Annotated in this window: 22 protein-coding genes and 2 pseudogenes; 10 read left to right on the plus strand and 14 right to left on the minus strand. The window is 64.1% G+C overall.

Annotation, left to right across the window (positions count from 1 at the left end):
- Nucleotides 1-10 precede the first annotated feature (10 nt).
- Complete coding sequence (gene dacB / locus ACTAQJ_RS16225) at nt 11-1,456, minus strand: D-alanyl-D-alanine carboxypeptidase/D-alanyl-D-alanine endopeptidase (RefSeq protein WP_498697608.1); 1,446 nt, start codon at nt 1,454-1,456, stop codon at nt 11-13.
- 144 nt (nt 1,457-1,600) lie between these two features.
- On the opposite strand from dacB, the gene ACTAQJ_RS16230 reads away from it, so the two are divergent.
- The 6 genes and pseudogenes from ACTAQJ_RS16230 to ACTAQJ_RS16255 all read left to right on the plus strand — a co-directional run bounded on the left by ACTAQJ_RS16230 (nt 1,601) and on the right by ACTAQJ_RS16255 (nt 6,028).
- Nucleotides 1,601-2,089 (plus strand): inorganic diphosphatase, encoded by a 489-nt coding sequence (locus tag ACTAQJ_RS16230; RefSeq protein ID WP_144663396.1) that lies wholly within the window; start codon nt 1,601-1,603, stop codon nt 2,087-2,089.
- Between the two features lie 218 nt (nt 2,090-2,307).
- A complete protein-coding gene (locus tag ACTAQJ_RS16235; protein ID WP_498697609.1) occupies nt 2,308-3,288 on the plus strand; it encodes a hypothetical protein in 981 nt (326 codons plus the stop codon).
- Nucleotides 3,285-4,061: a hypothetical protein gene (locus ACTAQJ_RS16240; protein WP_498697611.1), complete on the plus strand. Its 777-nt coding sequence runs from the start codon at nt 3,285-3,287 to the stop codon at nt 4,059-4,061. The genes ACTAQJ_RS16235 and ACTAQJ_RS16240 overlap by 4 nt, the downstream gene beginning before the upstream one ends.
- Nucleotides 4,062-4,064: 3 nt before the next feature.
- Entirely contained in the window at nt 4,065-4,700 is a 636-nt protein-coding gene (locus tag ACTAQJ_RS16245; RefSeq protein WP_498697614.1) for an RDD family protein, read from the plus strand.
- Nucleotides 4,687-5,322, plus strand: coding sequence for a hypothetical protein (locus ACTAQJ_RS16250; RefSeq protein WP_431117442.1), 636 nt, complete (start codon nt 4,687-4,689; stop codon nt 5,320-5,322). Before ACTAQJ_RS16245 ends, ACTAQJ_RS16250 begins: the two co-directional genes overlap by 14 nt.
- Nucleotides 5,323-5,429: 107 nt before the next feature.
- A pseudogene (locus ACTAQJ_RS16255) lies at nt 5,430-6,028 on the plus strand (hypothetical protein).
- A 103-nt stretch (nt 6,029-6,131) separates the two neighbouring features.
- On the opposite strand, the gene ACTAQJ_RS16260 reads toward ACTAQJ_RS16255, so the two are convergent.
- Genes ACTAQJ_RS16260 through ACTAQJ_RS16270 form a run of 3 tightly spaced genes read right to left on the minus strand, consistent with a single transcriptional unit; the run spans nt 6,132 to nt 8,121 of the window.
- On the minus strand, nt 6,132-6,707 hold the full coding sequence (locus ACTAQJ_RS16260; RefSeq protein ID WP_431117440.1) for a DUF3618 domain-containing protein: 576 nt from the start codon (nt 6,705-6,707) through the stop codon (nt 6,132-6,134).
- Entirely contained in the window at nt 6,704-7,135 is a 432-nt protein-coding gene (locus tag ACTAQJ_RS16265; protein ID WP_431117439.1) for a phage holin family protein, read from the minus strand. The genes ACTAQJ_RS16260 and ACTAQJ_RS16265 overlap by 4 nt, the downstream gene beginning before the upstream one ends.
- On the minus strand, nt 7,132-8,121 hold the full coding sequence (locus ACTAQJ_RS16270; protein ID WP_498697617.1) for a hypothetical protein: 990 nt from the start codon (nt 8,119-8,121) through the stop codon (nt 7,132-7,134). The genes ACTAQJ_RS16265 and ACTAQJ_RS16270 overlap by 4 nt, the downstream gene beginning before the upstream one ends.
- Before the next feature lie 162 nt (nt 8,122-8,283).
- On the opposite strand from ACTAQJ_RS16270, the gene ACTAQJ_RS16275 reads away from it, so the two are divergent.
- On the plus strand, nt 8,284-9,366 hold the full coding sequence (locus ACTAQJ_RS16275; RefSeq protein WP_498697620.1) for an FUSC family protein: 1,083 nt from the start codon (nt 8,284-8,286) through the stop codon (nt 9,364-9,366).
- Nucleotides 9,367-9,385: 19 nt separating this feature from the next.
- On the opposite strand, the gene ACTAQJ_RS16280 is transcribed toward ACTAQJ_RS16275, so the two are convergent.
- Together ACTAQJ_RS16280 and rfaE2 are read right to left on the minus strand one after the other, a co-directional pair.
- Nucleotides 9,386-10,420: an NAD-dependent epimerase/dehydratase family protein gene (locus ACTAQJ_RS16280; RefSeq protein ID WP_498697622.1), complete on the minus strand. Its 1,035-nt coding sequence runs from the start codon at nt 10,418-10,420 to the stop codon at nt 9,386-9,388.
- A 33-nt stretch (nt 10,421-10,453) separates the two neighbouring features.
- On the minus strand, nt 10,454-12,031 hold the full coding sequence (rfaE2, locus tag ACTAQJ_RS16285; RefSeq protein WP_498697624.1) for a D-glycero-beta-D-manno-heptose 1-phosphate adenylyltransferase: 1,578 nt from the start codon (nt 12,029-12,031) through the stop codon (nt 10,454-10,456).
- A gap of 114 nt (nt 12,032-12,145) precedes the next feature.
- Here rfaE2 and ACTAQJ_RS16290 point away from each other — a divergent pair, with 114 nt between their 5' ends.
- Nucleotides 12,146-13,312, plus strand: a complete 1,167-nt coding sequence (locus tag ACTAQJ_RS16290) for a glycosyltransferase family 9 protein (protein ID WP_498697626.1) — start codon at nt 12,146-12,148, stop codon at nt 13,310-13,312.
- Here the strand turns inward: ACTAQJ_RS16290 and ACTAQJ_RS16295 are convergent.
- The 7 genes from ACTAQJ_RS16295 to ACTAQJ_RS16325 are packed head-to-tail and all read right to left on the minus strand — an operon-like array spanning nt 13,278 to nt 20,270.
- Entirely contained in the window at nt 13,278-13,973 is a 696-nt protein-coding gene (locus ACTAQJ_RS16295; RefSeq protein WP_498697629.1) for an SDR family oxidoreductase, read from the minus strand. The genes ACTAQJ_RS16290 and ACTAQJ_RS16295 overlap by 35 nt on opposite strands.
- 41 nt (nt 13,974-14,014) lie before the next feature.
- Nucleotides 14,015-15,460 carry a PfkB family carbohydrate kinase gene (locus tag ACTAQJ_RS16300; RefSeq protein WP_498697631.1) on the minus strand — a complete coding sequence of 482 codons (1,446 nt, stop codon included), beginning with the start codon at nt 15,458-15,460 and terminating at the stop codon, nt 14,015-14,017.
- Nucleotides 15,457-16,176 carry a D-sedoheptulose-7-phosphate isomerase gene (locus ACTAQJ_RS16305; RefSeq protein WP_498697635.1) on the minus strand — a complete coding sequence of 240 codons (720 nt, stop codon included), beginning with the start codon at nt 16,174-16,176 and terminating at the stop codon, nt 15,457-15,459. Before ACTAQJ_RS16305 ends, ACTAQJ_RS16300 begins: the two co-directional genes overlap by 4 nt.
- The gene (locus ACTAQJ_RS16310) at nt 16,173-17,441 is read right to left on the minus strand and encodes a glycosyltransferase (protein WP_498697639.1); all 1,269 of its coding nucleotides are present in this window, start codon (nt 17,439-17,441) and stop codon (nt 16,173-16,175) included. The genes ACTAQJ_RS16305 and ACTAQJ_RS16310 overlap by 4 nt, the downstream gene beginning before the upstream one ends.
- Complete coding sequence (locus ACTAQJ_RS16315; protein WP_498697644.1) at nt 17,438-18,604, minus strand: glycosyltransferase; 1,167 nt, start codon at nt 18,602-18,604, stop codon at nt 17,438-17,440. Before ACTAQJ_RS16315 ends, ACTAQJ_RS16310 begins: the two co-directional genes overlap by 4 nt.
- Complete coding sequence (locus tag ACTAQJ_RS16320; RefSeq protein ID WP_498697646.1) at nt 18,601-19,689, minus strand: glycosyltransferase family 9 protein; 1,089 nt, start codon at nt 19,687-19,689, stop codon at nt 18,601-18,603. The genes ACTAQJ_RS16315 and ACTAQJ_RS16320 overlap by 4 nt, the downstream gene beginning before the upstream one ends.
- Nucleotides 19,686-20,270: a D-glycero-alpha-D-manno-heptose-1,7-bisphosphate 7-phosphatase gene (locus ACTAQJ_RS16325; RefSeq protein WP_498697649.1), complete on the minus strand. Its 585-nt coding sequence runs from the start codon at nt 20,268-20,270 to the stop codon at nt 19,686-19,688. Before ACTAQJ_RS16325 ends, ACTAQJ_RS16320 begins: the two co-directional genes overlap by 4 nt.
- Nucleotides 20,271-20,378: 108 nt before the next feature.
- On the opposite strand from ACTAQJ_RS16325, the gene ACTAQJ_RS16330 reads away from it, so the two are divergent.
- On the plus strand, nt 20,379-21,329 hold the full coding sequence (locus tag ACTAQJ_RS16330) for a glycosyltransferase family 9 protein (protein WP_498697650.1): 951 nt from the start codon (nt 20,379-20,381) through the stop codon (nt 21,327-21,329).
- Between the two features lie 46 nt (nt 21,330-21,375).
- Here the strand turns inward: ACTAQJ_RS16330 and ACTAQJ_RS16335 are convergent, their stop codons facing one another.
- A complete protein-coding gene (locus ACTAQJ_RS16335) occupies nt 21,376-22,146 on the minus strand; it encodes a sigma-70 family RNA polymerase sigma factor (RefSeq protein WP_431117425.1) in 771 nt (256 codons plus the stop codon).
- A gap of 258 nt (nt 22,147-22,404) precedes the next feature.
- Between ACTAQJ_RS16335 and ACTAQJ_RS16340 the strand changes: the two are divergent.
- A pseudogene (locus ACTAQJ_RS16340) lies at nt 22,405-22,926 on the plus strand (GAF and ANTAR domain-containing protein); the annotation flags it as partial.
- Nucleotides 22,927-23,011 lie beyond the last annotated feature (85 nt).

Below are 23,011 nucleotides of genomic sequence, written 5' to 3' on the forward strand. Positions count from 1 at the left end.
CCCAGCGGGGCTAGCGGCATCCACACGAGGCCAGTACCGATGCCGAGCGGTCCATCGCCTCCTTGTTTCCAGCCGCACCCGGTTCCAGGCCGTTGCCGATGAACGAGAACACCAAGAGGCGTCCATCAGCGTCCACTACGTACCCGCTCAGAGCGATGACAGTGTTGAGCGTCCCCGTTTTGGCGCGGACAAGGCCCGCACCCTGGGCAGTGCTGGGATCCACATACCTGTGGTCCAGGGTGCCCGTAAGGCCCGCTACCGGGAATCCGTCCAGAGCGGTCCGAAGGCTCAGGTCCGGTCCGCTGGTGATGGCACGGACTACCTCTGCAAACTGGCGGGCGGTGACCTGGTTCTCCAAGGCAAGGCCCGAAACATCGGCCAACTGCATTGAGCCAGCGGCGATTCCCAACTCCCCCAGCCGTTGGCGCACGGCTGACGTGGCGCCGTCGTACGTCGCTTCCTTGCCGGATGCAATGGCGGTCATCCGCCCGAGGGCCTCGGCCAGGAAGTTATCCGAGGTCTCCAACATGAGGTCCACTTGCTCGCTCACAGTGGCCGACTCAGCTGTAGCCAGCACCTTGGCGGGGACGCCCTTGCCACGCTCGACGCCGGGACTCACCTGGACGCCGGCAGCCGCCAATTGTTCGGCGAAAGCCTGGGCGGTGGTGACGGCGGAATCCTGCGGACGCGGCCCAGTGGTAACCGTTTGTGAGTAGCGCCCGGAATTGAGGGCGAGGGAAAACAAGGGTGCGGTCTCGCCAGCCGCGACGTCGTCCAAGCTCCAGGCAGGATTGAGGGGCGCTCCGCTGAACCGGGAATCATCCACCTGCACGGTCACCGGCCCTTTGATTCCAGCGGTAGCCAAGGAAGCGGCAGTATCGGCGGCCAGGGTTGCAAGCCCGGCCCTACCCATCACGGCGGCTGGATCCGAGGCACCTGCGCCGAGCAGCACGTCCCCTCCGCCGGTCAGCACCACGGTTGATTCATCAGAACCGGCCAGCACACGGGTGGTAAAACGGGATTCCGGACGGAGCGCCTTCAAAGCGGCGACGGCGGTCAAAAGCTTCATATTCGACGCCGGGATTCGGTTGGCGTTGGCATCACGGTCGAACAGGACCGTTCCTGTGGAGGCGTCCATGACAATGCCCGTAATGCTGCCCGCACCGGAAGGTTTCAGGGCGTCATTCACAAGGCGCGAGAGCTCAGCCGGTACAGGCGCGGGGGCCTCGGGGTCCAGGGGAAGCACGCCGTTGGCCTCGGACAGGCGGGCAGGCTCCTGCTGCCATGGCGGCGCGGAAGGCGAGGGCTTGGGTGCGCTGAGGAGTCCAGGCACCATACCGACCACCACGATCGCCCCCAGGCACAACAGAACCAACGTCAACAGCATCGGCCACTTCAAGCGCCCCCACGCCGTGGACACCCACTTCCGGGCACCCCCGTTTTTAACGCCCTTCATGCAGTTGCTTGGTCCTGTCAGTCCTGAAAATGTCCCCGCCGGTTCAAGAAACCCGGGCCTCTCGCTATATCCTCAATAGTAGTCGGCGGCGCTGGCTGCACTTTCGCCTGCCGCGCCCCACCCCCACCCGTCAAGGAGCACGCCATGAAGCACGACGTGACCATCGAGATCCCCAAGGGATCGCGCGTCAAGTACGAAGTTGACCACGAAACCGGCCGCGTCCGCCTGGACCGCGTCCTCTTCACCTCCATGCAGTACCCCACGCACTACGGTTTCTTCGAGAACACCCTGGGCGAAGACGGCGACCCGCTGGACGCACTGGTGCTCCTGCAGGACTTCGACCTCCACCCGGGCGTCATCGTTGAGTCCCGCCCCATCGGTGTTTTCAACATGACCGACGACGGCGGCGGAGACGCCAAGGTCCTCTGCGTTCCCGTGGATGCACGCTTCGACCACATCCAGGAAGTCAGCGACGTCAGCGAATTCCTGATCAAGGAAATCGAGCACTTCTTTACCCGTTACAAGGACCTGGAGCCCGGCAAGTGGGTCAAGGCTGAGGGCTGGGGCGATCGCGCCGCTGCCGAAGCCGAGCTGGAAGCTTCCATCAAGCGCTTCTCGGCCGAAGGCCACTAGCAACACTTACGACGGCGACTGGTGCTGTTCCCTGTGAACAGCACCAGTCGCCGTCGTGCTTTAAGCAACGCGGGGTCACTTTTGGCCCTTTGGGAACGCCAACGTGGGCCATAACTGACCCCGCGTTTTCCACATGGGCATCTCTCCCCATCGCGGCATCTTCGGGGTCCGCCTAGGCTGGGACGAGACTTTACGACGCATGTAACAGGGGGTTCCACATGGCTGGGTTCTACGGCGCGGACATTGCGCAGCTTCGCAGTCTGGCCGGCGTCATGGGCAAAGCTGCCGACGCCATCAATCTGCAGAGCGCGCAGCTGTCCAACGCCATCAACTCCGCAACGGCGTGGCAGGGGCGCGACGCCATAGTCTTCAAGAGCGACTGGAACAGCCAGCACAGGCAGAGCCTGGTGAAGGCCGCCAACATGCTGAGGGACAACGCGAGCCAGCTCAAGAAACACGCCAACCAGCAGGAATTCGCCAGTCACAATGACGGCTCGGGTACTTCGGTGGGCGTCCTGAAAGATGTCTATGACACAGCAACGGGCGTCAAGGAACTGGGCGCGCAGCTCTGGACTGCCTACAAGTACGGCAAACTCGGTCATGCCGAATGGGTCAAGACGCGCGAGGTACTCACCAACTGGCGGGCTGGAGGTACAGTGCTGCGGGATGCTTTGAGCGCCTTGCGCAGCGGCGAGAAGGTCACTGACGTCATCACCGACCTCAAGGCGAACATTCCCTACAGCCAGGCTTTCCAGGACGCCTCAAAGTTCTCCAAGGGCCTGCGAATCGCCGGAGCCTTGGCGGCGCCGCTGAACATCGTTGGCGGTATCAGCGACATGATCAATCCGGAGCACGACGGCTGGCGCGGTACCGGAGACCGGGTTGCCGGCGGCCTGTCCGTAGTGGGCGGGGTGGGCAGCATCATGCTCATGACGGCCGGTGGCGCAGCCTTGCTGGGGCCCATCGGCGCCCCGATCGTGATCGGCGCGGGCATCGTTGCCGGAGCCTGGGCCTTGGGCAACCTGGTGGCGGACAACTGGGATTCCATCAGCAACTTCGCCCGGAACCCTGGCAGTTACATCGCCGACGGCGCCCGGGAAGTAGGCAATTTCGCCAAGGATGTAGGCAGTAAGGTGGCAGACGGGGTCGGTAATGCCGCCAAGTCAGTCGGAAACTTTGTCGGAGGGATATTCGGATGACCACCAGCACCATGAATTGGACCGAGCGGGACGTACAGGCTGCAGCGAAGGTCCTGGCATCGGCCAGCGCCACGGGCAAGGCCTTGCCGACGTTGACCGATGAAGAGGTTGTTGCCTTGGACGGCGTTCAGCACGAGCAGATCGTGGCCCTTCCATGGCTCACGGCACAGGATGCCAGCAAAGAGCTGATGTGCGCTGTGGCCCTGCGTGGGCTGCTCGCCAAGGAACTCGTCTACCCCGTGATCTTTGAAGGCGAGACCGAACCCACCCGCCTGCACGCCACCGAGGAAATCACCGGTACCCTGACACTGCGTCGCAGCGGCAGCAGCGTGGTCTCCGTAGAACGCACCGTTTCCACCGGCAAGCGCTGGCTCTACGGCTACATCCACGACGACGGCGTGCTGCTGGAGGAAGTGGACGAAGGCGGGCTGCACGGCTTCACTGTTGTCACCCGCGACCAGCTGGCTCCGCGCCTTGCTGAATTCGTTGACCCGAACACGGCGGCCCACCGCGACACCGATCCCACTGTTTATACAGAGACCGAGTTCGAAGAATATGCGGCAACCGCCCTGGCCGATACCCAGGCGGCCAGCAACGTGGTGGTCTTCAACACTGACACGAACGACTTTCCGACTGTCACCGTGTACACCGGTCCTACCAGCGTGCACGTCCTTACTCCCCGCGTAGAAGGCGAATCTGTCTCCCTTGAGCTGAAGGAGACGTCCGCACCCACCCTGGCCAAGGTCCTCGGCGGGCTGGCTGGGCTGGCCTGACCCATGAGCAATTCGAAGTCCCAAACCGCTACTGGCTTGGTTGATGCCGTCAACGGCCGCCCGGTACGCCGCCATCCTGAGACTGGCGCGTATTTCGTGAAAGCATCCGGAGCAGCCCACTTCTGGGGTCGCGTCCTTGACGCGATCGTGTTCCTTGCCGGGTATGGCATCCTGGCCACGATAGTGGCCGTTGCACGCAATGCCATGATGAACTCTGGCTCACTCCTCGCCTTCAACGACGGCTTCTGGCTGACGCTATATGTCGTTCTCTGGTTCGTTGGGTTGTTCGTTTACGGCATGATCTGGGGTACAGCGGGCAGCGTTGGCGATGCTGCAGCGGGCATGCGTTCGGTACGGATCAAGGACGGCACGACGGCGGGTGCTTGGCTGGGCGGCTGGCGTGCCATCTGCTGGTCCTTCTTCCCGTTCTTCGTGGTGATGCTGATTCTTGCGGCGTTCAGCGGGAGCTCGGGCGATACGTGGGATCCAAAGTTTGCGGCCTTTGATCGGCGATCCGGTGTGGCACAGGGTCGCCAGCCGGTCCCGGACCCCAAAGTGGTCGCCGCACACCAAGCCGCCGAGGCAGAAAGGCAGAACCTGCCAAATCTATACGGCCAGCGCCCTGATGCGCGGCCGTAACTGGCTGGTAAGGCGCACTGAGCGCAGGCTCGGACCCGAGCTTGGACAGCTACGTCATATTGCGTCCTCGCGCCGCATCTTTTGGAAGCTCCTCATCCCCTGCTTGGCGGTTGGATTCCTTTTCGGCGCAATGGGTGAGTTCATCAGCCCCGCCACTTCCACGCGGGAGCCCGGCCACTTCGAGGATCCAGTCCTGTTCATCGTGGCAAGCACACTTACGGGCCTGGTCCTCTGGTCCATGACCCTCCTGGGCAGCTTCCGCAAACTCCTGGTGTTCGATGGCGGGATCGTAGCCAGATATTCCCAGCAGTACAGCACTTTGGAGTTTCCGTGGGCGGAGATCCCGCCTGCCTATATCAAGGCAGTGACCACGGCGGATGGCACTGATCCTGACCGCCGCTTGGTGGCGCGGCAAAAGACGTCGCTGGGAGTGGCCGGAAAGAACGCGCTCGTTTTTCAGGCACGCGACACATTCTGGGTATTCTCCACCAATGAAGATCCTGCACCTCTGGTGGAAGCCATCCAGGCGGCGATGCGTGACGCCGGAATAGCCGACGCCCGCCGGTTGGCGGCAGGTGCGCTGCCCGCCGTCGTCGTCACCGGACGCACCGCCTTGGACTAGGTGCATTGGAACCGGGGACGGGGTGCATTGGAACCAGGGAAGGGCTAAAGAAATAAGGAAAATAAGCCCTTGCAGAGCGGCTACCAGCCGGTAGCATGTGATCCACTATGTTCACTCTGACCATCAACCAACGCGACAGCCGCCGTGACGGCGACCTAGTGCCCGAGCTCCTCAAGGACCTGCGGCATATTCCGGCACGGCTCGACTTCGACCGTTCGGTTGAGGACGAGGTGCAAGGCATTGTCGAGTCCAGCCACCAAGCTGTTGATACAGCGTTGATCGCCCTCCGGACCGGTCAGTGGTACGTGGGAATTGGCGTAGGGCCCATCAACGAGCCCCTTCCCAACCTTGTCAAAGACGCTTCCGGGCACGGTCTTGTCTATGCCCGGCGGGCTGTTGACCGTCTCCGCAACGGGAAGGAACGAGTCCCTGTTGCCGTGGATGGTCCCTTCACGGCTTTGGCAGCAGAAGCCGAAGCAGTGCTGCGACTCCTCGGACACATCGTGCAGCACCGAAGCGCGGCCGAGTGGAGGGTCCTGGACCTCCTCACCCCCGGTGTCCGCGGCCAGCAAAAGGCTGTGGCCCAGGAACTCGGCATCACGACGCAGGCGGTCAGCAAAGCACTTGCCCGCGCGCAATGGGTGGAGGAACACGCTGCCCGTCCGCCGCAGCCCGTCTCCTGCAAATGATCCTCGAAGTGCGCTAACCAGCCCGCAAACCCAAACCGCGAACCCATCTGAGTCGCAGTTAAGACCGTTCTGACAGCTCAAAACGGCCTTAACTGCGACTCAGATGGGTGAGTAACGCGGTTACTGGTTGCCGAGGTTGTCCTTGGCCATTGCGGCGCGGTCCTGCACATCTGCAGCAGCGGCCTGGCCCTCGTCCTTAACGTTGGCAGCTGCCTCAGTGGCGCTGTCTTTGACGTTCTGGACTGCGTCCTGTGCCGGCTCCTTGAGGTGTTCGGCCATCTCCTGTGCGGCGTGGCCCAATTCCTCGGTCAGCGGTTGGGCTGCTTCCTTGAGTGCCTGCGCAGCCTCGCGCTCCTTGTCCGACGGTGGAATGAGGGCCGAAACCAGCAGGCCGGCACCGAAGGCGATCAAGCCGGCAGCGATGGGGCTGCCTTGGGCTTTTCGTGTGATCACCTGCGGCGCGTCGCTGATGTCCGAGACCACACCGGAAACGGTGTCCTGGGCCTGGTGGGCAACATGGCCCGCCCTGTCCTGAACATCGTCGCGGGCGCCAAACACGGCCGTTTTGATCCTGTCTACCCTCCGGTTGACGATGTGCGAGGGCGTGACCTTGTCAGCAACGGCGTCAACGTTGGTACTGAGCCGCCTGCGAGTTTGTTCGATGTCGGCGCGCAGGGCGTCGGGGTTCTGCGTCATCGTGTCTCCTCAGTATTCGGTTTGAAGGTTGGAGGTATTTCCTTGACTGTCTCGGTGGTGCGCGGCATGCCCTTGATGGCGTTCAATTCCTTCCGCCCCATCGAGGCCAGCACCGCCGCGACTATGCCCCATATGACCGCCACAACAACTGCGGACCATCCCAGGCCTATGAGCTGACCCAAGGCCCACCAAAGCGCCAAGGACAGGAACAGCACGGTGAGATGCCCGGCCCAAGCGGCTCCGGCCATCATCCCGGCGCCCTTTCCGGCCTTGGTGGCCGATTCCTTGAGCTCTACCTTGGCCAGCTCAACTTCCTGCCGCATCAACGTGGAGACGTCGCGCGTCAGGTCGCTCAGCAGTTCGCCAAGAGGTACGGTTTCGGCTTTGAGATGGGCTTCGGTGGGAGGAAGGTCGGCAGGACTACTCATCGGGGACCTCCATATACGGGATCATCGGGATCGCTGGGATCATCGGGACGTGCGAGCGGATCACCTTGCGCCTTTACCCCACCGGCGTCGGTTTCCGGGTAGGGCATGGTTGATCCTTCATAGCCACCCGTGGTGCCCGCGCCGTATCCCGTGTCCGTGCCCGCGCCGTATCCAGTGTCCGTTCCAGCACCCGTCGTTCCGTACCCAGCGGTTGTCGTCTGAGGTCCTGGCAGATCAACTGCCGGAGGAGTCACAGCGCCACCCTGGGTTGGGTAGTACGTGGCGCGGGGGGCCTGGGTGGTGGTATCTGAGGTGCCCGTTCCGGTCATGGGCGAGGTGTCCGCCATTCCGCGGCCCAAACGTCCGGCGAGGACGCCAGCACCGGCAGCCAACAGCAAGAACGCACCCGGCTTGCGGCGGGCAAAGCTCTTGACCTCATCCAGGAGGGAACCCGGATCCCGGTTCTCCAGCCACCGGGCAACCGAGGAGGAACGCTCGGCCGCTTGCTGGACCAGATCCGTGGCCACACCACCGTTTTGGGTCGAATTGGCCATGGTGGATAGTTCGTCGGAAATGGACCGCAAGCCCTCCGCAACCCTCTGCTGTTGGGTAGCGGCCTGATCCGTCAACTCGCCCTTGGTTTGCGTTAGCAATTGCCGGGCGTTCATCTTGACCTCTTGGGCCACATTTCCGGCTTCGGCCTTGGCTGTTTCGACGACGCCGCCAGCCGCATCGCGCGCTGTGCCGGCGACTTCGGCGGCTTCGTGCTTAGCCGAATCGACCGTTCCCGTGCCGGATGTGGTCCCGGTTCCCCCGGTAGTGCTTCCGTAGCCGGTAGTACCCGCGCCGGCATCGGTTTCCATGCCAGTGGTGTCGGTTTCAACCGGTGAGTCCAGGTAACTTCCCGAGTAAGGCTCGGTCCCGGCGGGGACCCCAGTCCGTGGCGCCGCGAAGCTTCCGTCCTGCGGCGATTGGCTCTCAGTCATTGTCGCTCTCTTTCCACAGTTGGCAGGCTGCGGACAGCAGCCGGGATAGTAAGTATCGTTACTATCAATGGGTGTGTACCCGCTTGTCGGGGATTCAATCGCCACATTCTGAAACGAAATCCAAGCTCGACACGCGGAGTAAGACCCGTCTACGTTGGACCAATGAGCCACAAGCCCTCCAGGCGGCGGCTGATTCCCGCGCTTCGAAAAACTGTCACGCGTCACCGACTCCTGTTCGCCGCCAAAACCGCGGCGGCGGCAGGATTGGCCTGGTATCTCGCGCCCTTCATGCCTGGTCCTGCAGCGTCCTACCCCTACTACGCACCGCTCGGCGCACTCGTGAGCATGCATCCCACGGTGGCGGACTCCGCCAGGCATGGTCTGCAGAGCCTCATGGGCCTGGCCCTGGGTATAGGCATGGCTTTTGCTGTGACCACAGTGGCAGCGCCGACGGCGTTGGCAGTCGCCGTAGTGGTGGGGTTGGGCGTGATCATCGGCGGCCTCCCCCGACTGGGCACCGCCTCCGAATGGGTTCCGATGGCTGCCTTGTTCGTACTCGTCCTCGGGGATTCCAATGCGGAGGGCTTCTCCTTTGCCTACGTCCTGCAGATGGCCATGGGCGTTGCCGTTGGCTTCGCTGTGAACTGGCTGGTGTTTCCGCCGTTGCACCTCGAAGGAATCGACCCCGCCCTGGCCGGGCATCAAAGCGCTTTGTCCCAACAATTGAAGGACATGGCGCGCGCGATGGAGGAATCCTGGCCGCCCAACCACGAAGCCTGGGCAAGCCGTAGCGGCGAACTGTCGGCAACCGCCGCAGCCGTGCGGACTGCCGTTCATGAAGCGGAACTGAGCGCAAAAGCGAACCCCAGGTCCCGGCGTCGTGCTGGCCGCCTACCAAGCGATCTGGCTGGATTGCGGATAGTGGAACGGCTAACCTTCCATGTCCAGGACATCACGGACGTCCTGGCGAGCGTGATCTGGGAAGAGGACGCGGGGACAGTCATTCCGGACAGCGTCCTGACCAACCTGTCCGAAGCGCTGGAGGCCGCGTCCCGCGTGATTGATCAGTGGCGGGGCGAGGATGCCGGGGAATTGAAGAGCCAATTGGCCGAGGCAAAGGACAGCATCTCCGAGCTCGGGGATGCTGTCACGGAAGCTGCTGCCGGCCAGGCTTCGGTGAACGCGACGGCGTCAGTGGCCATGAGTTTGCGCAGGATTATCACGGTGGTATCCCCTGCGGATTAGGGCCCGGAACACAAAAAAACTAGCGCGGCGTCAACGGCGGCGAGGCTTTCCGCCCCTTGCCGGCGCCGAGTCCATCCAGCACTTCCGTCAACGCCTCCAGCGATGACCGATGCGGCATCCAGCCCAGGAGGCTGTGGGCCCGGCTTGTGTCCATGATGGGTGCGCCGGCCGCCATGTCCACCCAGCCGCCGTCGGTTACCTGCAACCGCAAACGCCAACTGACCTCGACGACGGCGCGCAGCACCGGGAGCGGCAAGGGCAGCTGCCGCCGGGCGTTGAGGATCCAGGCGAGCGCGTTGGGGTCCAGCACGGGCTCCGCGGCGATGTTGAATGCGCCTTCTGCCCGACGTTCCAGCACGCGCCAGTACGCATCGGCGACATCGTCGGCGTGAACCGCCTGGAAAATCAGCTCGTTGGGGATGGGGAGAATGGGCAGCCACGGCTTTCGGGGAATGAGCCGCGGGAGAACGCTCCCCAGGAAGTAGCGACCCACTTCACTGCCCGCCTCGGCGCTGAAGATCAGTGCCGGGCGTAGTCGAGCCACTACGATATCCGGATTTTCCTTGGCAAAGCCATCCAGAAGCCGCTCTTGCGCTGCCTTGTCCACGCTGTAGTGGGACCGCTTAATGCCGCCTGCCGGCCAACCTTCCTTGGTCCGTTGATCCTTGGGGGCCGGCGAATAGGCGCCAACGGATGAGGCACAGACGACGTGCTTCACGCCAGCCTTCCTGGCCGCGCCCAGCACGTGGGCTGTTCCCGCCACGTTGGTTCGGCGCAGAAGTTCGCGATTATGATTTGGCTGGATCTGCCAGGCCAAATGCACCACGGCGTCGGCACCTGCGAAGGCGTTCTCCAGTGCTTCCCGGTCCTTGTAGTCGCCGACGTCCAGCGTGTGCCACTCCACTGCGTTGTAAGGGGCTGCGTTCTTGTCAGGTTCGCGTCGCGCTATGCCCACTAGTTCAAGGTCCGCACCCTCTTCCGAACGCGCGGACTGCAAGCGCTTCAGCAGTGCCGTGCCCGCGTTACCGGTGGCTCCCGTGATGACTATGCGCATGAAACTCTCCCTTCGCCTTCCTGCAAGGCCCGGTCAGGCATGCGGGTTCTCTCCCGTGGACCGGATACGCTCCAGTACCGCCGTCGTGGAGTGTTCGGGGACGTAATCCAAAATCGTCACCGTGCCCCCATAGCGCTCCACAGCCGCGGTCTCGGCCAGCATTTCCGGCGTGTAGTCGCCACCCTTGGCGTACACATCGGGCTGCAGCAACTCGATGAGCGGGATGGGAGTTGGGGTATCGAAAACCGTGACGTGGTCCACGCAGCTGAGCGCGGCGATCACGGCAGCACGGTCCGCTTCTGGATTCACAGGCCGGTCCTGCCCCTTCAGCTGCCGCACCGAGGAATCGCTGTTAAGGGCCACCACCAGGACATCGCCCAGTTGCTTGGCCTGGTTCAGGTAGCGGGTATGGCCACGGTGCAGGACGTCGAAGCACCCATTGGTCAGCACGATCCTCCGACCCTCCCTGCGGTGCGCTTCCACCTGCCTGGCCAATTCATCGGCTGTCAACGCAGTATCGGCGAACCCCTCTAGGTGGCGGGCAAGTTCGCCGGTGGTGCAGACGGATGTGCCGGGCCGGTGGACCACCACATCAGCCGCGGCCTGGGCGAGGTCAACGCTGGTAGTCAGCGGCAGCCCGGCCGCCCGCGCCACGGTCAGCGCGGCCACGAACGTATCGCCGGCACCGGAGGCCTGCTTCTCGGCTTCGGGCCTGGCCCAGGTTCGGTGGGTGGCGCGGGATCGGTTCCTATCGTCGCCGCTTGCGTCCGGATCGCTGGAACGCAGCGTCAGAGTCCCGTCACGGTCCAAAGTCACGACGACGGCGCCCGCACCTGAGGCGCGAAGGAGCTGGTCCGCGTGGGCCTCCACGAAGGGGCAACGTGCAGCGCCACCGGGAAACTCTGTTCCGAGCAGCCCGGCAGCTTCCTGGGCGTTCGGGGTGGCGAGATCCGGCTTGAGTTCGGCCCACCGGGCGGGATGATGGGCATCGACCACCAACAGGGTGCCCTGCCGCTGGCTGGAGTCAGGGTGAGAACCGGTCTGAGGACTATGGGCGGGTCCCAGTGCATCCATCAAAGCTGCGCGCACTGGCCCCTCCAAAGCACCGGCCTCGTAGTCGCACAGCACCACGGCGTTGGAACCCGCGAGTGCTCCCGGGATGGCGGCCGCCAACTCCTGGAGACCCTCCGTGGGAACGTCCGTGGCTGCGTCATCCAGGCGAAGCATCACCTGGCCGGCGCTGCTTATCCGGAACTTCGTGGTGGTGATCATGTCGGGATGCTGCACCACACCTGATATGTCGATGCCGGCAGCCACGAGTCTCCCAAGGAGCTCCTGACCCGCAGAATCCCGGCCGACCAACGAGACAAACCTGACGTCCGCGCCAAGGGCCGCCAGGTTCATGGCAGTATTGGCGGCTCCTCCGGGGGCGAAGTCGCGGCGCTTGACCTGGACCACCGGGGCGGGAGCTTCGCGGCAAAAGCGCTCAATCAGCCCGTCCCACCAACCGTCCAGGATGGCGTCGCCGACGACTGTCACAACGGGCCGTTCCTCGGCCAAGCGGCGCGGCAGCCATTCGGCCAAACCTTCTTGATTGGATAGGCGTGCCATTGGGTACCTTCCGGTAGAGGCGGCATGTTCCTGCTCCCCTCAGGTACCCCACAGCCCGCGGTTCACACGCCAGGTTCGGCAGTTTTCCACCACCTTTGACGAAGGGAAGTCCAGATGGTCGTTCAACCGAATTTGGGCGTTGGCCCTGTGCTGGAGAAGTTCCCGGACGTGGAACGGATTGCCGTTCTCAGGGGTGGCGGCCTTGGCGATGTGATTTACGCATACCCGGCGCTTTATGCCCTGAAAGCGGCCTATCTTGAAGCCGCGATCACGCTCCTGGGCACGCCGATCCATGCGGCTTTGGCGGCCGGGACGGATGGGCCCATTGACGACGTCGAAATTCTCCCCTTTGCCAAGGGCGTCCGCGATGGCGGCCATAGGGACGGCGATCAAAAAGACGACGCTGAAGACAGACTTGCCCAGGAGGAATTCTTCTCAGCCATGCGCGCCCGCAGGTTCGACCTCGCGCTGCAAATGCATGGCGGCGGCCGGTACTCCAACCCTTTCCTGCTCCGTCTGGGGGCACGGCACACCGTGGGCACCCGAACCAAGGACGCCGAGCCCCTGGAGCGGAATCTCGATTACATCTACTACCAAAACGAGCCTGACCGATGGCTCGAGGTAGCGGGGCTGGCCGGCGTGCCAACCATCATTTCTCCGCCCTTACGGCCCCTGCCCGAACACCAACAAAGCGTGCGAAGCCTGCTCAACCCCCAACGGCGTCCCCTCCTGGTGGTCCACCCAGGTGCCACCGATCCGCGGCGGCGTTGGCCGGCGTCGTACTTTGCTGAAGCTGCGGCGACCATCGCCCAGGAAGGCGCGCAGGTGTTGGTGGTGGGTGACCGATCCGAAAAGGCGCTGGCCCAGGAAGTGGCAGAACTCGCGGCCCGTCAGCTGACAGCCGGAGACAAGGACGCCGTGCGCTCCGTTGCCGGCGAACTGGAGATCGGCGAACTCGCGGCGCTCTTGGAAGCGGCCACCGTAATGCTTGCCAGCGATAGCGGTCCCCGGCATTTGGCGCAAGCCCTTGGAACACCAACCGTGGGGATCTTCTGGGTAGGGAACGTCTTCAACGCAGGGCCCCGAGGCCGGAGCCTGCACCGTATCCACATGTCATGGGTGACCCAGTGCCCCCGGTGCGGAGCCGACGTCACGCAGGTGGGCTGGTCTGCACAGCACTGCGGCCACGACGACACCCTGATTCGGGGTATCGCCGTGGCCGACGTTGTTCAGGACGTGCGTGACCTTATGGCCACGAGCCTTCTTCTGCGGGGCAAATAAGGAGCTCGCGGACCTCGCTGCCAAACGGCTGCGACAACGCGAACACCACAGCTTGCGCCACATTCGCAGGATCGTTGAGCTTGGAGTCGTCCTGCGGCTTGTATTGTTCGTCGCGGTCATCAAAGAAGTGTGTCTTCATGCCTCCCGGAATGATGGTGGTGACACCAATGACTCCCCCGGTTTCGGCGGCCAGTGCCCGGCTGAATCCGATGACGCCGAACTTGGAGGCGCAGTACGCCGTGGCGTCCGGCAGTGCCCGCAAGCCCAGGGTTGAGGCGATGGTGATCGCCCGGCCCCGGGATTCCTTCAAGTAGGGCAACGCCGCACGGACCACGGAAACAGTGCCCAGGAGGTTCACTCCAATCACCTTTTCCCACTCGGCTGCGGGGACGTCGGCCAGTTTGCCACAGCGGTCGATGCCCGCGGCGGTCACCACCCCATCCAGGCCGCCGAGGCTTTCGGCTGCCTCCTTCACGGCAGCTTCAACTGATTCACGGTTGGAGACGTCGACTTCAAGGCCTTTCGCGCCGGACACGTTACTGATATTGCGGTCGAAGACGAAGGGAGTGCCTCCGGCGTCGCGGATGGCATCGACGATTGCAGCGCCGAGGCCGGAGCCGCCTCCGGTGACGATGACGCGGCCGGGAGTTTGCGTGTTCATACGGTTCCTTTCGGTGGTCGATTCTTTGTTGGCAGTTACGGTCAGCTGACTTTGGCCAACGCTTCAGCCAGGCCGCTGGTGGAGCGGGCCGGATGGAAGGGCACGGTCACGCAACGCCCTCCCCATGCAGCCACGAGGCTGGCTTCCGGCAATTCATGGGGTTCGTAGTCTCCGCCTTTGACCCAGATATCCGGCCTGAGTTGGTTCAGACAGGATTCGGGGGTGTCCTCATCGAAGACCACCACGGCATCAACGCAGGACAACGCGAGCAAGAGCTCTGCCCGGTCCTCCATGCTGACGATCGGCCGGTGCAGGCCCTTGAGCCGCCGTACGGAATCATCGGAATTCAAGCAAACGATGAGGCAATCACCCATACTGCGGGCCGCAGCCAACGTCCTCGCGTGACCAGCATGGAGGAGGTCGAAGCAGCCGCCGGTCGCCACAACAGTCCCGCCATTCGCGCGGACTGTTCGCGCAAGTTGGATTCCGCGTTCCAGGCCCGGAAAGCGGCCAAAAAGCTCGACGACGGGACTCGCCTTTGCCCTGACAGGCTGGCTGATCCCTCCTGTGCCGGGGGTGCTCGTCTCCATGGCCAGGGAGGAAGCTCCGCCCTTCGCGAGAAACGCGGAAGCATCCTCAACAGCCCTGGCCGCAGCACCAGACAGCTCGAGCCCCAGCCCCAAATACACGGCAAGGCTCCCAGCCAAGCGGTCTCCGGCACCGCAAGGATCGTGCACGATTGTTTTGGGAGCGGGGATGGTCTTGCCCGGCCTCCCAGCCTCCACCAAAACTGCACCGTCTTCGCCGGTGGTGACTAGGACGGCATTGCTGCGCCAGCGATCCAGCAAATGTTTCCCTGCGTCCTCCGCCCCAGACGTGGACGGATCCAGTCCGCCCGCCTTCGCAGCGGCGCCCGCTTTCGCAGCGGCCCGGGCCTCTGCGAGGTTGGGCGTCACGACGGCGATACCCGGCACAGGCTCCGAGCCGGCAGGGTGCGGATCCCAGACCACGGGGACGCGGCGGGCAGCGTCGGCAAGCGCAGTGCGGATGTCGGGGTTCGCCGTGATTCCGCGGCCGTAGTCGGCCACGATCACCGCTTCCGCGGAGGCAATGGCTGCGAGCATCTCCCCGGTGCATGACGGGGAAGGGGCAGGCGCGCATCCTTCATCGAACCGGACCATGGGGTGGGTTCCAATACGCACGCGGGTCTTGGTGGGCGTTGGGGCGAGCGGGGCTCCGGTGAGTATGGCTACACCGGTCAGGGCGCGCCTGAGGTGGCTGGCGCCGTCGTCGTCCGATACCGCGGTGACCAGGGCGACGTCGTGACCATCACGCGCAAGGAGGGTAGCCACGAGACCCGCGCCGCCTGCCCGACGCCGGATATGGGCGACGTCCACGACGGGTACGGGCGCGTCGGGGCTGAGCCGCGTGGCGGTGCCGTTGATATCAACGTCCAGGAGGACGTCACCTACCACTGTCACTTTCATGGCTGCCCTCCACCTCCCGCCAGGTCAGGCCCGGTCCGACGCGCAACCTCGGCGTCGAAGGCACGGCAAACAGCGTGGACGGCAATGAGGTGGCTTTCCTGGGCGTTGGCTGCGATGGCATCCACTGTGATGGCTTGATCGCAGGCCTCGGCCAGCGGGTTTGGGCCGGAACCTGTCAGTGCCCAGGTGGTAATGCCGCGTTCCTCTGCCGCCCTGACGGCGCTGAGGAGATTGGGGCTGCGTCCGCTCGTGGAGAGCAGGATGAGGACGTCCCCTGCTCGGCCGTGTGCCCTGACCTGGCGGGCGAAGACTTCCTCGTAGCCGTAGTCGTTGGACAGTGCCGTGAGGGCAGAGGTTTCGGCGTGCAGGGAAATCGCGGAGAAGGGTGCGCGTTCGGCGTCGAACCTGCCCACGAGTTCGGCGGTGAGATGCTGGGCTTCGGCAGCCGATCCCCCATTGCCGGCGGCCAGCAGGCGTTGTCCGGACAGGAGCCGGTGGGCGAGTTCTGTTCCCCACTCCGAGAGGCGGGCTGCCTGCGAGCGCAGGGACTCCAGCGCCGGCAGAACGTTGTCCAGGTGGGCGGTGACCTCTGATGTGATCTGTGGTTCGCGGATGTTTGGTGACCTTGTTGACCCGGTCCAGCCCGCGGGCACAGTATCCGGGACGGGCTGCGTGGTGGGCGTGATTCTCTTGGGAACTGTCGATTCTGTAGTCACAGCGCTGTTCCTTCCAGTGATTCCAGGCCTTCCCCGGCTTGCCGGGGCAGGCCCGCGGCCAAGACGGACCGGTATGCTTTCTCGGTGTCTGCGGCGATCCGGTCCCAGGAGTAGCGTGAGCGGGCGCGGCGGTATCCGGCCCGGCCCATTTCGGCACGCAGGGCGGGGTCGGCGAGGAGCCGTCCCACGGCGTCGGCGATTGCTTCCGGATCCTGCGGTGGTACGTGAAGTCCGGTTTTCTGGTCGACCACGGTCTCCCGGAGTCCGCCGACGGCCGCGGCCACCACGGGCACTCCGCAGGCCATGGCTTCAAGGGGAACAATGCCGAACGGTTCGTACCACGGCGCGCAGACCACGGCGTCGGCGCTGCGGAAAATTCCGGGCATTGCGTCGCGTGGGACCTGTCCCCGCATGGTGACCTTGTCCTCCACGCCAAGTTCCTTGGTCAAGGCGCGAAGTCTCTGGGCTTCCGGATCCTCTTCGAGGTTCAGGGCGTCGCCGGAGCCTCCAACGATGAGGAGCTCGACGTCGTCGAAACCGGCCTCAGCCAGGAGGGGCAGTGCCTGGATCACCAGATCCACGCCCTTCCTGGGGACCAGGCGGCCCACACTCAGGATGCGGTGCGTGCGGGACTTACCCTCTGGTTCTCCGGTGCCTGGGAAGAGGTTGAGGTCCACCCCGCACGGTGCGATGGAAATCCTTGACCGGCCAATGCCCAGCGCTTTGAGCTCAAAAACCTCGTCGGGGCAGGTGGCGATCACCCAGTCCGCGGTGCGCCCTACCCACGGTTCCAGCCATGCACGTGCGGGCGGGCTGGTGTCCGCTGAACCCTGGTGCCTGCGCTTGACCGAACCCAGTGCGTGGAACATCTGGACCACGGCAATGGGCTCAGCGGCACCAGCCCGTCTGGAGGCTTGGATCGCGGCCAGCCCGGACATCCAGAAATGGGCGTGGACAACGTCCGGGACCGAGCCCGCCCAGTCCCGGCAAATGCCGTCGGCGAGCTCACCCATGAAAGGAAGCAGCTCGTCCTTGGGGATGTGGCGGGCCGGGCCGGCGTCAACGTGTACCACGGTGAGTCCCTGCGCAACCTGCACCTTTGCAGGAAGATCCGGGTTATCCCGCCGCGTGTAGACGGTGACCTGGTGGCCACGGCTGGCAAGGCTTGATGAAAGGGCCGCCACGTGGACGTTTTGCCCCCCGGCGTCCACACCTCCCAGGGCGGCCAATGGACTGGCATGTTCGGAAACCATGGAGATTTTCATGGGTGCGTCCTCTCTGTGTCATGGCTGACGGACTCCGAACCGGGTTGCGGGCGGCGTTCCGTGTCGGGGAGCTGGTTGTTGGGGACCTGGGTTTCGTGGACCTGCTTTTCGGGGACCTGCTTTTCGGTGACCTGCTTTTCGGCGATCTGCTTTTCGGGAAGACGGGTATCGACAGGCGAGGGGCGGGCCGTGGGGAGATCGGCCAGGAGTTCGTCCCAGGCCTGATGAAATTTCCCGAGCCCATAGCGTTCCAAGGCTGCAGCCCTTGCCACCATCCCCATCGCATAGGCGTCACCGGGCTCGTCCAGCAGGCACCGCGCAAACCGTTGAAGTTCGTCCACGTTGTTCGAGACAAGACCTGCTCCCGGCGGGATGGCGCGGGTGGCCTCAGTGGTGGCCAGTGCCAGGACGGGCATTCCCAGGTGCATGGCTTCGAGCAAGGCCAACCCGAGGGATGTCCAACGGAGGGGATGCAGGTAGAGCCGGCAGCGGGCGAGTTCCTGATGCAGCCTGGGCGCCGGTACGTCCCCGGAAATCCGCAGGCGCTCCTCGCTCAAGCCGAACCCCTTCAGGTTCAGCGCTTCCGGCAAGGCTTCCGTCCCCATTCCGAACACCCTCAACGGCCCTACCCCGGCGAAGCCAGGGAGGAGGTCCGTGCCCGTCACGCGGCCGCGACGGACGGGTTCGTTGACCACCACCCCCATCTCTTCGCGTTCACCGGTATAAAGCCGGCCGGGATCGGGGATGCCGTGCTCGATCACAACTGTTGGCGTGGATCCGGTGTCCCAGAAGAGCTGGTTGAAGTGGGTCACGTGAACCACTGGGATGCTGTGCTGATCAGCCAGGGGATGAAGTGTGAACGGAACGTCGCCTTTGGGCGTGTTGTGTTCAAGGTAGACGGCAGGCAGGTCCACACCGGGCCTTCGACCCAGCTTCCGGGCAACAGCGGCGATCTCCTCCGGACGTTGCAGGACCACCGCATCCACGCTGTCAGGATCGAGGGTATCGAGGTCGATCTCCTGCGCGGCGACCGGCCACTCACGGCCGCCTCGCCCCAAACCCCACGCACCGCCGTCGGGCTCTGCTGGAAGGAGGTATTCGTGCTGGCCCCTGACGAAGGCCTCCATCCATCCTCCGTGGATATGCCAGACCAGGATCCTCATGGTTTCCACACCTTTCTTCGGGTGCTGAGGGAGGAGACTCCCCCCAACAGCCGTTCCACCGCCTCAAGGACTTGTTCCGGGGTAACTGAGCTAAGGCACGGGTGGCCCGGTACCGGGCAGATGCGTGCCCGCGTGTTCCTGCATGCTGCTTCCTGGTCGCCGAGCAGTTCCATCGGGACGCCATAGGGCGCCCAGCGGATGGCGGGAACAACAGGGGAAAACAGGCACACCACCGGAGTTCCGACCGCCGCGGCCAAGTGGGCGGGACCCGTGTTGCCGGTTACCACGACGGCGGCGCCCGCGATTACCGCTGCCAGCGTGCGCAGGTCTGTCCTGCCGCCGAGATTGTGTGCCGAGGGTCCTGCCACCGTCGCCGTCAGAGATGTTTCCCCCGGCCCTCCCGTGACCACTACGCGATGCCCATAAGCTTCAAGGAGTTCCACGGTGGCTGCGTGGTGGAGTGCAGGCCACGCCCTCGCGGGAGCCGCTGCGCCCGGGTGGACCACGATGTACGGGCCCTTTTGGGTGAGTTCGTCCACCAGCTCCTCGGGTTCGTCCAGCGGGTTGATGTGGAGCTTGCCGTCATCGCCCCGGGGAAGCTGGAAGCCTGCTGCCTGGGCAATCCCCAGCGCCCGCGCCACTTCGGGCTGGTCCTCGGGAAAGTCTTCCCCGGGTTTCAACCGGACGTCCAGCAGGGAGCCGGCAAAGTCAGTGGAGGCGCCCGTGATGCGCTTGACGCCTGCCAGCCGCAGCAACAGTGCCAACGGAAGCGGGGATTGGTGGAAGGACGTGAGGATCACGGCTTCCTCAATCCTGGAGCTGCGGACGAACTCGATCAGGCCATTGGTCATCCCAGGCGTCACGGCCGGCGCCGGGTTGACGATCCATGGGCACGGCCATGTGTGGACCTGGGTCACTCCGGGGAGCATTTCTGCAGCCCCGGTACCTTCGGGGCCGCACAGGAGGACGACGTCGTTGCGTCTGCTGCCGTCCGGCCTGCTTCCGTTCGCCACGGCACGCAGGGCGGGTCCAGCGAGGAGCACATCGCCCATGCTGTCCAATCGGGCTACCAGGACGCGGCTCATACAGGTGAGTCCTGCCTGGCGTCGGTCGGCGATGCCCCTCCTGCCGCGTTTGTCGCAGTGTCAAGCAACAGCTCGACGGCGGCCAGCAGGTTCTCCGCAACGACTTCTGCCGCCTCAATTTCCTCGGTCCGCGTCACGTACGTGGGCACCAGTACCGATTGCGAGCCGGCAGCCGTCGCTGCTTCCACGTCGGCACCGATGTCCCCAACAAAGGCCACCTGGGACGGATGCAACCCCAACGTGCTGCAGGCTGCGAGAATCATGCCCGGCGCAGGCTTACGGCAAGTACAGCCATCGGCTGGCCCGTGCGGGCAGATTTGCCACACATCAAATGGGCCCAGGAGCTCGTCCACACGCTGGTTCACGGCATGGACCTGATTCAAGGTCAGCAAGCCACGGGCAACGCCGGACTGGTTGCTCAGCACCCCTGTTGCCAGTCCCGCCCGGCGTACCCGCTCCAAGGCCGAACGGGCACTATCCATGGGCCGCACCAGTTGCGGGTTGCCGTTATAGGGCACGTCAACGACGAGCGTTCCATCGCGGTCAAACAGGACCGCTTTCAACGTTCCAGTTCCTCCCATACCCGCAACGTTCCCCAGTTCTCGCGACACTAAACAGCGTGACGACGAGAAGTTTCCCTGCGGCTCCGGCGCCTGCGTTGGCCGCTAGACTCCTAGCGGGAGGCCACCATGGACATCGTTGAAATGAACGGACAACCCCTGCTGCTTGCCCTGCGCGCTTTGAAACTGGGGGACCTACTTGTTGCCGTTCCGGCGCTTCGCGGCCTGCGCCGGGCGTTCCCCGAGCACCGCATTTTGTATGCTGCGCCAACCTGGATTGCCGAGGCCTTGGAATTGGTGGGCGGGATCGACCACCTGCCCACGCCGGGCCTTGATGATCCACTGAACATCTCCCCGGGCGCCGTGGACATCGCCGTGAACCTTCACGGGAACGGACCCGAAAGCCGCCAACGCATCAATGAACTCCGCGCAAGGCGGGTGCTCGCCTACCAGGCTCCCGGACTCGACGGACCGGAATGGACAACTGGCATCCCTGAGCGCGAGCGCTGGACGCGCTTGCTCAACTGGCACGGCATCGACGCCGATCCCCTGGATTACCGCCTCAACAGGCCAAGCATTCCCTCACCCCGGCCCGGGGCAACGGTCATCCATGTGGGTGCCGCATATGGCAGCCGACTCTGGCCCGTCGAGCGATTCGCCGACGTGGCAGTTGAACTCGCCCGCGCGGGACACGACGTCGTGCTGACCGGGGGCACGTCCGAGCGCCAGCGGGCAGTGGAGACTGCCGCCTTGGCAAACCTCAAAGGAGCAAACCTCGACGGCGGCGTGCTGGCCGGGCGGCAGGGCCTCGAAGAGTTCGCAGCGACCATTGCGGATGCTCGGCTCGTCGTTTCCGCGGACACCGGCGCCGCCCACCTGGCGTCCGCCTATGCCCGGCCCTCCGTGGTCCTGTTCGGCCCCGCTCCTGCTGAAGAATGGGGTCCGCCGCCTGGACCGCACGTGGTGCTTACCGCCGTCGAACTCCGCCGCGGTGACGTTTTCGCCGCCGATCCCGATCCCGCGCTCCTTGCCGTGACCGTCCGTGATGTGTTGGATGCGGTGGACGGGTTAGGCTGCTGAGTCCTGCTGGTTGTTGTTTGCCTGCTTTGCCTGGTTTGCGCCGTTCTTACGGCGCAGTTCCATCTTCGAGATGCGCTTCCTCATCCAGCAGCTGTGTCTGCAGGGACACCAGGATCTTGGAAAGCCGGCGCGAGACCTGCATTTGGGACATGCCCAGTGCCTCCGCGATGGTGGACTGCGTTTCCTCGCGGTAGTAGCGGCGATAGAGGAGATGCCTGTCCTCAGCGCTTAGGCCCCTGATCGCATTGCGCAGGGCGAGTACGTCCTCCAGCCGATCCGTCGGACATCCGAAATCGGAAAGGCATCCTTGGAGACCGTCGCGGCCTTCCGCAGCGGGAGCGTCAAGGGAATCCGGCCGTTTGCTGGTACCGGCCATCAAGGCTTCCCTGACTTGGCAAGGTTCCAAGCGAAGGTCCGCCGCCACCTCTTCGGGCGTCGGAGTCCTCTGCAGGCTTTGGGTCAGTTCCTCTGTCCTGGCGAGTACTTGGCGCCGCACATCCTGGATTGGCCTCGGTGGGCGCACTACCCAGCAGTGATCGCGGAGATACCGCTTGACCTCGCCAGCGATGGTGGGGGCGGCGTAGGCCGGGAAGCTGACGCCTTTACTTTCGTCAAATCCTCGTGCCGCTTTGATCAAGCCCATGTACGCAACCTGCCGGACGTCGTCGAGATCGTGTGTGTGGGCGGAATACCGGGCGGCAATGGATTTTGCGAGATTGAGATGGTCCAAAACCAAGCCGTCCTGGAAGCTTTGACGGATGGTACTCTCCGGCGCAGGAGGCCGGGTCTGGACGTCGTGTGGTCGGGTTTGTCGCATGTGGCTTCAATCCTTAGACCTGCTGGAGTGAGTGAGCCCACGGCAAGACTCCTTAAAAGAGAAGCACACTTACTATTAGCTTTCAACGGGTATTCAGGACTACGCTCGAAGAGTAGCCTCATCCAGGGATCGGAGATCCACGTGGAAAACCAACAACTCACCGAACCGCATCTTGTAGCTGCGGAAATCCAGGACCTGCTTCTGGATACACCGGACGTGGAGGCCTTCCTGAGCGAGCTGGCACGTCACTCAGCGGCGATGTTCACCAAACCTGACAACGAAGTATTTTGCGGTATCACGCTGCTTCGGCATCGGGCCGCGGCCACAGTGGCGAGCAGCAGCGAGCGAGCGCAAATGCTCGACGAACTCCAGTACCAGTTCGCTGATGGCCCATGCGTCCACTGCTGCCGGGAAGGCACGCAAGTGCACATTCCAGACTTTGAAAAAGACAACACCTGGCCTGAGTACAACGACTTGGCTCTGGCGAATGGTGTTCATTCTGTCCTCGCCGTTCCTTTCCCGCTCACAGATGAGACAGCACGGGCCGGGCTGAACCTCTACTCCGAACGCGCCAACGGCTTTGACCAGGCTGCGGTGCAGCGCGCCAGTGATTATGTGCAGCAAGCATCCAAGGGCCTGCAACTGGCAGTGCTGATTGCGCAACACAGCCAGACCGCCGCCGACCTACGCGCGGCCATGGCATCCCGGACGGTCATCGACGTCGCCACAGGCATCATCATCGCCCAAAACAGGTGCAGCCAAGCTGAAGCGGTTGAGCTCATCAAAAAGGCCTCCAGTAACCGGAACGTCAAGCTCCGGGACGTTGCACAGGCAATCGTCGACTCAGCTGGCGGCGGCCCTGTCC

This window comes from Arthrobacter sp. alpha11c, assembly GCF_054149985.1.